Below are 557 nucleotides of genomic sequence, written 5' to 3'. Positions count from 1 at the left end.
GTCGGAAATATGCAGGCCGGTGTTATAGCGCAGGTAGCGAATATCCGCGTTGTGATGCTGGCGTGCCCATTGGCAGAAGGCATCAGTCGCGGGGCTATTCCAGCAGGCTTCATTCATGCACAGCCCGTGCAGGAAGATGACCAGGGTGTCGGCCTCCGGCGCCGGCGGGGCTTTGGGGAGCAGTGTCATGGGCAGGGCATAGCGATTGTTCTGTTCGACCAGTAGCTGCCCGAAAATACCGTTGATGATGCTTTGCAGGTCCAGGCTGTCGCGCAGTTCCCGTTGCGGATCGGCAAGCAGGTCGGCCATGCCGGCCAGGTTGCCGGCCTGGCGAAAGCCGTAGCGGACCAGGTTGTAAACCATGGGGGCGGGGGTGTAATCGTGGCCGCGCAGGCTGAAGGGGTTGGCTACAGCGCCGTGAATATCCTGCACGACCTGGGTGATCTCATTGCCAAAACGGGTCACCAGCTGCGCCAGGCCGCCCACGTTCCTTCCCATGTTATGGCCTGCCTGTCTGCCCAGTTTTTTCATTTGTTCTCCTTGTTATGGGAGCATTT

Annotated in this window: 1 pseudogene; it reads right to left on the bottom strand. The window is 59.8% G+C overall.

What is annotated here, in order from left to right:
- A pseudogene (locus A3730_RS09815) lies at positions 1–531 on the bottom strand (hypothetical protein); the annotation flags it as partial.
- Positions 532–557: the final 26 nt, after the last annotated feature.

Source organism: Alcanivorax sp. HI0044 (genome assembly GCF_001634945.1).
The sequence above is the reverse complement of the archived record's forward strand: the minus strand, read 5'-3'. Positions and strand labels throughout refer to the sequence as shown.